The sequence below is a fragment of the uncultured Flavobacterium sp. genome, from assembly GCF_963925415.1.
Lineage (GTDB): Bacteria > Bacteroidota > Bacteroidia > Flavobacteriales > Flavobacteriaceae > Flavobacterium.
Genome location: NZ_CAWUTS010000044.1, coordinates 1 through 7,650 on the forward strand (window position 1 = coordinate 1; position 7,650 = coordinate 7,650).

Sequence of the window (7,650 nt, forward strand, 5' to 3'; positions counted from 1 at the left end):
AACGTATTTGCAATAGTAGTACAGGATTGATAGACACCGCTGTATTTGCACATTGGCAAAACTATGACATTGCTTTAAACCTCAGAAACAACTGGGCGTCTTTAAAATCTGAATTGGATCATAAAGTCCGAATATCAGTAGGAAATCGAGATAATTTTTTTTTTAACTATCCCATTCTTTTGCTTGAAAAACAGATGAAAGAGTTGCATTCAAACTTTCAGTTTGCTTATTACCCAGGAGATCACTTTACCGCATACACTCCGGATTGGACATTGAGGCCTGAGTATAGTAAAGATGGCAATCAATTTCTTGAACAAAAATATATAGAATGGCTCGCCAAATCTAACACAGAAAAGTAGCTTTAGGTTAAAACCTGCAAGCATTAATAAAATATAAAATATTGTTTATATTTACAGTTTTTGTTAAATTGAAGCCTAAATATTAATCTCTAAAAACTACTATTATTTAGAAATCTATACGGCTTAAATATAGTAGATGCTAGAAAATTAAAATGCAAATTGAATTGAATCAAACTAACTATTATGAACTTAAAAAAAACATTTATCGTTACAACTATATTAAGTTTAGTTGTAATAGGAACATGGGAGCTTTTTTGGCGCTCTCAAGGAATTTATCCAACATTAGACGATAATAAAGCCCTTTGGGCTATGCAACGATCCAGAATAGAAGAAGCATCGAGCAATAACGTTCTGCTTATGGGTTCCTCACGAGTCCTTTTTGACATGCAGATAGATGAATGGGAAGCACAAATAGGTATTCGACCAATTCAACTAGCAAGTGTTGGCAGCTCACCCTTACCCATTTTTCATGATGTTGTAACTAATACTAATTTTTCAGGGACCATAGTAGTAGGAGTGACACCAGGATTGTTTTTTTCAACTACCGCACCAGATGCGCGGTCTTGGAAAAATCCACAGTCTAAAGTAGATTATTATAAAGAAAGAACCTATGCTCAAATTTTAAATCATATGTTATCATTACCTCTTCAAAAAAACTTAGTCTTTTTAAGTGATGACCAAGGTATTGATGGTATTAAATTAGAAGAATTGATTGCTAAAATAAATATAGGAAATCGGGTTTTTGACCCAATGCCTCCTTTTCATGAATTTGGTGAAATTGCAGAAGACAGAAATAATGTCATGAAACAAATAGCGGTTACAGATACAGCCTATGCCAATTCTATAATTAAAGTGTGGCAGTTTGGGGGGCGTAATTCAGCAAGTAAACCACCCCCAGATAAAGCCTCAACAATGACTTTCTTTTTAAACGATTTAAAAGTATTTGAAGCTCGTGGAGGTCATGTAATTTTAATACGGTGTCCATCAAGCGGTTCAGTAAGAGCAAGAGAAAACAAGAAACTTCCAAGAGCTATGTTTTGGAACGATTTAGTAAAACAAGCAAGAGTTCCAAGTTATCATTTTGAAGATTATGACAATTTAAAAGAACTTATTTGTCCTGAAGAATCACATTTATCAAAAGAAGACGCACAATATTTTACTACAGAATTAGTCAAAATTATGAAAAAAGATGACGCTTTAATTAACTTAAAACCTACTAGACATGCTCTTTAATTCATTAAGTTTCGTCGTTTTTTTAATTATAGTACTGGCACTTTATTATTCAAAATTATTTAATTGGGCCGGTAAAAAAAGAATGCTTCTTTTTGCCAGTTATATTTTTTATGGATTATGGAATCCGCCATTAGTTATTTTACTTTGGATTTCAACAATTGTAGATTGGACTACTGGAAAAAAACTAGCTGTTGAAGAAAATAAACAAAAAAGGGTACTATGGCTAATATTAAGTATGTCTGTTAATCTTGGTTTTTTAGCTTTTTTTAAATACCGTGATTTTCTTATGGATAATTTTACAACCATATTAAACACCTATGGTTATAACTATCAACCAATACTTATGGATATTCTATTACCAATGGGTATTTCGTTTTACACCTTTCAAACGATGTCTTATACTATAGATATGTATTTAAAAAGAACAGAACGGGCCAAAACCTTTTTAGATTTTGCGTTGTATGTTACCTTTTTTCCTCAGTTGGTAGCAGGTCCTATAGTAAGAGCACAAGATTTAATATCACAGTTTTATAAAGAAAAAAGAGCTACCTTAAATCAATTTATTTGGGGGCTGTTTTTATTGACTTTAGGCTTATTTCAAAAAGTTGTGATGGCCGACACTTTGTTATCAGGCACTGTTGAAAAAGTGTATAACTCCAGTAAAATTTTAAATTTTTGGGATGCATGGATAGGAACACTAGCTTTTTCAGGTCAAATCTTTTTTGATTTTGCGGGCTATTCTACTTGTGCTATTGGAATTTCCTTAATGCTAGGAATTAACTTACCGGATAATTTTAAATACCCGTATGCTTCCATAGGCTTTTCTGACATGTGGCAACGATGGCATATCACGCTATCTTCATGGCTACGTGATTATCTATATATACCGTTGGGTGGAAATCGTCGTGGTATAATTAGAATGTATGCAGCACTTATGATAACCATGTTAGTCGGTGGCCTTTGGCATGGAGCTGCTTGGACTTTTATAGTTTGGGGTGGTCTGCATGGTACTTATTTAATATTAGAAAGGTTGCAACGTCAATATATACCTTTCAAAATTACAAAATGGAACGGTATGTTTTTGGCATTCGCAACTTTTATCTGTATTAATATTACGTGGGTTTTTTTTAGGGCTAGAGAGTTTAAAACAGCATTGAATATTATTAGTTCTATGTTTTATTTTAATCAAGACGGAGAAAAAGTTGTAGATTCCTTTGATATTTTAAAAGTAGGAATTATTATTAGTATACTATTTTTAAGCCACTGGTTTATGAGAAATACCTCTGTTAAAGCAGTTTCAAAGAAAATGTCATCAATTGCATTAGCTGTAGTTTGGGCCGTCATGCTTTTCTTAATTGCTATCGCACAAGGCAGTGGTGAGCAGTTTCTTTATTTTCAGTTTTAATAGAAACGAAATTATCAAGGTTATGCATACATGTTTCTGTTGAAATTTTCATTTACATAAAGATGGAAACCCTATGAAAAGAGGATTTTTATAAATTAAATTTCAACAGAAACATGTATGCTAATATTTTTCAAAAAAAGAAAAAATTAGCAACAATCTATAAAGTTTATACTCACATATACACTAAATAACAAATCCATAAACATTAAAAAAAATGATAACAGTTCACAAATCTTAAAAATAAATTTTAAATAAAATGAAATATACAACAATAAAATTCTTGTTCTTACTAACAATCATTTTAACTACAGGATGTAAATAAAAGTTAACTTTTTTGTGCCTAATTTAAAACGGATAGTAAAATTTATTGTTGTATATTTATCTTTATAAAGATTTTAATATTTTTTTACGAAATTAAACACGTACTAAGTAAGATTAATTATATTCAATTACTTTAGCAGTGCCTTAACAGACAATATACGGTGTTGTTTACGCCACCAATAAAGTGTATTTTTACATCCCCCAAAATATACAATGAAACATATTAGTATAATTGTTCCTCAAGGTAATACAATAATTGACACTATTATTGCGCCATACAATTTACTAAAAATAGCCAATACATATTATAAAAAAATTAAAGGCTTAGAGGAAGATTTTTTTACTATTGACTTAGTAGGTTTAAACAAAGAACCCGTTCAATACCAAAACTATTTTCAAATTAGCCCTACCAAAACAATCGATGAAATAGCAGAAACAGATTTGGTTATTATAACGGCATTTACTGGAGAAAATTTAGAAAAAGACATTGAAAGTAATTTAGCTTTCGTTCCATGGATTAAAAAATGTAAAATTGAAAATGATGCAGATATTGCCAGTTTGTGTACCGGTGCTTTTCTGCTCGCTGAAACTTGTTTATTAGATGACAAACCTTGTGCTACACATTGGATGACTCATGAATACTTTAAGCAAAGATATCCACGTGTTGTTCTAATGCCCGAAAAAATCATATGCGATGATAACGGCATAATGTCTAGCGGAGGTGCATATTCTTTCCTTACCTTTATGCTTTATTTAATTGAAAAATATTGTGGCAGAGAGACGGCTGTTTGGTGTTCCAAATTTTCTGAAATTGAATTTGATCGAATAGACCAAAATCAGTTTATGATTTTTAACGGTCAAAAAGAACACGATGATGAGCCTATAAAACAAGCTCAACTATACATGGAAACAAACTTTGAAGAAAAATTAAATATTGAAAACATTGCTAATATTGTTAAAATTAATAGTAGATCATTTCTTCGAAGATTTAAAAAATCTACTTCTAATACTCCGCTAGAGTATATTCAGCGCGTAAAAATAGAAGCTGCAAAAAAAAGCCTTGAATCATCTGATTTAAATATTCAGGAAGTTATGCATCATGTGGGTTATATAGATGAAAAAGCATTTAGAAACACCTTTAGAAAATACACGGGCTTATCACCTATTAAATATAGAAGCAAATACAATCGAAAAAAAAATTGATTTTAATGAAAAAAAAAACCTCATTATGAGGTTTTTTTTATTAATTTATTACTTACTCAAGTACATTTTTCTTCGCGAATACAATTCATAAAACTGATCGTCTTTTAAATCATCAATAAACAAAATACTTTCTCCAGTAGATTTCATTTCTGGTCCTAAAGCCTTGTTAACATTTTTAAATTTACTGAAAGAAAATACCGGTTGTTTAATGGCATATCCTTTTAATTGAGGGTTAAATGTAAAGTCAGTTACTTTATTGTGCCCTAGCATAACTTTTGTTGCATAATTCACATAAGGTTCTCCATATGCTTTAGCAATAAAAGGTACCGTACGAGATGCTCTAGGATTAGCTTCAATAATATAAACCACGTCATTTTTTATAGCAAATTGAATATTCATCAAACCTACAGTTTTTAAAGCTCTGGCAATATTGTGTGTATGTTCTTTAATTTGATTCATTACAAATTCACCCAAATTAAAGGGTGGCAACGTAGCGTTACTATCTCCCGAATGCACTCCACAAGGCTCAATGTGCTCCATTATTCCAATGATATAAACATTTCCGTCGGCATCACAAATAGCATCTGCTTCAGCCTCGATAGCTCCGTCTAAATAATGATCTAAAAGTAATTTATTTCCTGGAATCGATTTTAACAAATCGATAACATGTTCTTCTAATTCTTGCTTGTTGATGACAATCTTCATTCCTTGACCACCCAAAACATATGAAGGACGAACCAATAATGGAAAATCTAAAGTGTCTGCTAAAAAAGAAGCTTGTTCGGCACTTTCGGCAATTCCAAATTGTGGAAAAGGTATATTTAATTCGGTTAACAAATCAGAAAAACGACCTCTATCTTCTGCTAAATCTAAAGCATCGAAGCTCGTTCCAAGTATTTTTATTCCGTATTTAGATAGTTTTTCAGCCAATTTAAGAGCCGTTTGCCCCCCCAATTGAACAATAACTCCTTCAGGTTTTTCATGACGAATGATGTCATAAATATGCTCCCAAAAAACAGGTTCAAAATATAATTTATCAGCTGTATCAAAATCGGTAGAAACCGTTTCAGGATTACAGTTAATCATGATGGTTTCATAACCACACTCTTTTGCCGCTAAAACACCATGAACACAAGAATAATCAAACTCAATTCCTTGTCCAATTCTGTTGGGACCTGAACCCAAAACAATTACTTTCTTTTTATCGGTAACAATACTTTCATTATCTACATAAGTTGTTCCGTCTGGCCTTTGTATTTCGGCTTCAAAAGTAGAATAATAATAAGGTGTTTTTGCTTTAAACTCGGCAGCACATGTGTCTACCAGTTTATAAACTCTTTTGACATTTTGTTCTTCACGTAAATTGTAAACTTGACTTTCTAAACAACCCATCATATGAGCTATTTGTCTATCGCCATATCCTTTTTGCTTGGCTTCTAGCAACAATTCTTTTGGCAAAGTAGCAACTTTGTATTTTGATATTTCTTTATCTAAGTAAAATAATTCTTCATATTGTTTTAAGAACCACATATCGATTCGTGTGATTTCGTGTATTCTACTTAAAGGTATTCCTAATGCAATAGCATCATAGATTACAAAAACCCTGTCCCAACTAGCAAAAGTTAGTTTTTCAATAATTTGCTCGTAGTTTTTATATCCTTTTCCATCAGCTCCTAGTCCGTTTCGTTTAATTTCTAACGACTGCGTTGCTTTATGAAGCGCTTCTTGAAACGATCTCCCAATTCCCATAACTTCACCAACCGATTTCATTTGAAGCCCTAAGGTTCTGTCTGCGCCTTCAAATTTATCAAAATTCCAACGCGGTATTTTAACGATTACATAATCTAATGCAGGTTCAAAAAGAGCCGAAGTTGATTTTGTAATTTGGTTTTGCAATTCATCTAAATGATAGCCTAAGGCTAATTTTGTTGCAATTTTTGCAATAGGATAACCCGTTGCTTTTGAGGCTAAAGCCGAAGAACGTGAAACTCGAGGATTGATTTCGATAGCTACAATATCTTCATTTTCGTCAGGTGAAACTGCAAATTGCACGTTACAACCTCCTGCAAAATTACCAATAGAACGCATCATTAAGATGGCCAAATCTCTCATTTTTTGGAACGTTGTGTCTGACAAAGTCATCGCAGGTGCAACTGTTATACTGTCGCCTGTATGAATACCCATTGGGTCCATGTTTTCAATAGAACAAATGATTACTACATTGTCATTTTTATCTCTAAGTAACTCTAATTCATATTCTTTCCAACCTAAAAGAGCTTTGTCAATCAACACTTCATGTATGGGTGACATTTCTAAACCATACGATAGCTTTTCGTCAAATTCTTCTTTAGTGTGTACAAAAGCAGCTCCTGTGCCGCCCAAAGTAAAGGAAGGGCGAATAACTAAAGGAAATCCAAACTCTTGAGCAATTTCTTTTCCTTGCAAAAAAGATGTTGCAATTTTTGCGGGTGCTGCACCAACGCCTAATTTGGCTAAAAGTTGTTTAAATTGATCCCTGTTTTCGGTAATATTAATAGCATTTACATCTACACCAATCATTTTTACATTAAAATCATTCCAAATCCCTTTTTCATCAGCTTCTAAACAAAGATTTAAAGCCGTTTGACCGCCCATTGTTGGTAAAACCGAATCAATTTGTGGATGTGCTTTAAGAATTTCTAGTATAGATTTGGTCGTAAGTGGTTTTAAGTAGATGTGATCCGCCATTGAAGGATCTGTCATTATTGTTGCAGGATTAGAGTTGATAAGAATCACTTCTATTCCTTCTTCACGTAGAGATCGTGCTGATTGTGACCCTGCATAATCAAATTCACACGCTTGTCCAATTACAATGGGACCAGAACCTATAATTAAAACCGATTTTATTGAATTATCTTTTGGCATTTTATGTATTGTATGGTTATGATAGTAAACTAGTTGTTTGTCAAAAATAATCTCTTTACGTTAAATTATAAACTTTGAGATTTGAAACTTATTAAATTTTATAAACAAGTTTAAAAAAAAGCCGCTACTAATAAAAGTAACGGCTTAATATTGATTAGAAGCTAATCATTATTTTTTATGTCTTGGTTCGCAAGAAACAGTCAATTTGTGTCTTCCTTTTGCTCT

Annotated in this window: 5 protein-coding genes; 4 read left to right on the forward strand and 1 reads right to left on the reverse strand. The window is 32.3% G+C overall.

Going from position 1 to position 7,650, the window contains the following annotated elements; translation table 11 throughout:
• The 4 genes from AABM47_RS03675 to AABM47_RS03690 form a co-directional block, all read left to right on the forward strand.
• The coding region (locus AABM47_RS03675; protein ID WP_338409575.1) for a hypothetical protein at window positions 1-359 on the forward strand (359 nt) is incomplete at its 5' end.
• Between the two features lie 183 nt (window positions 360-542).
• Window positions 543-1,592: a hypothetical protein gene (locus tag AABM47_RS03680; RefSeq protein WP_338409576.1), complete on the forward strand. Its 1,050-nt coding sequence runs from the start codon at window positions 543-545 to the stop codon at window positions 1,590-1,592.
• Window positions 1,582-2,997 carry an MBOAT family O-acyltransferase gene (locus AABM47_RS03685; protein ID WP_338409577.1) on the forward strand — a complete coding sequence of 472 codons (1,416 nt, stop codon included), beginning with the start codon at window positions 1,582-1,584 and terminating at the stop codon, window positions 2,995-2,997. Before AABM47_RS03680 ends, AABM47_RS03685 begins: the two co-directional genes overlap by 11 nt.
• Before the next feature lie 534 nt (window positions 2,998-3,531).
• Window positions 3,532-4,521 (forward strand): helix-turn-helix domain-containing protein, encoded by a 990-nt coding sequence (locus AABM47_RS03690; protein WP_338409578.1) that lies wholly within the window; start codon window positions 3,532-3,534, stop codon window positions 4,519-4,521.
• Between the two features lie 48 nt (window positions 4,522-4,569).
• Here the strand turns inward: AABM47_RS03690 and carB are convergent, their stop codons facing one another.
• On the reverse strand, window positions 4,570-7,425 hold the full coding sequence (carB, locus tag AABM47_RS03695; RefSeq protein ID WP_338409579.1) for a carbamoyl-phosphate synthase large subunit: 2,856 nt from the start codon (window positions 7,423-7,425) through the stop codon (window positions 4,570-4,572).
• Window positions 7,426-7,650: the final 225 nt, after the last annotated feature.

Coding starts and splice junctions, on each gene's coding strand:
- AABM47_RS03685 (WP_338409577.1), top strand. CDS start 1,582: ATGCTCTTTAATTCATTAAGTTTCGTCGTTTTTTTAATTATAGTACTG.
- carB (WP_338409579.1), bottom strand. CDS start 7,425: ATGCCAAAAGATAATTCAATAAAATCGGTTTTAATTATAGGTTCTGGT.
- AABM47_RS03690 (WP_338409578.1), top strand. CDS start 3,532: ATGAAACATATTAGTATAATTGTTCCTCAAGGTAATACAATAATTGAC.
- AABM47_RS03680 (WP_338409576.1), top strand. CDS start 543: ATGAACTTAAAAAAAACATTTATCGTTACAACTATATTAAGTTTAGTT.